Here is a 229-nt window from a genome sequence, read left to right as displayed (position 1 = left end):
TGAGGGAAAGGCGAAAAGAACCCCTGTGAGGGGAGTGAAATAGAACCTGAAACCGCATACGTACAAGCAGTGGGAGCCAAATTTAGTTTGGTGACTGCGTACCTTTTGTATAATGGGTCAGCGACTTATATTCTGTAGCAAGGTTAACCGATTAGGGGAGCCGTAGCGAAAGCGAGTGTTAACTGCGCGTTTAGTTGCAGGGTATAGACCCGAAACCCGGCGATCTACC

At 48.9% G+C, this 229-nt stretch carries 1 rRNA gene; it reads left to right on the top strand.

What is annotated here, in order from left to right:
- Positions 1-229 (top strand): 23S ribosomal RNA (locus MTCD1_RS20565); the annotation flags it as partial.

Source organism: Colwellia marinimaniae (assembly GCF_002207865.1).
GTDB classification, from domain to species: Bacteria; Pseudomonadota; Gammaproteobacteria; order Enterobacterales; family Alteromonadaceae; genus Colwellia; species Colwellia marinimaniae.
The sequence above is the reverse complement of the archived record's forward strand: the minus strand, read 5'-3'. Positions and strand labels throughout refer to the sequence as shown.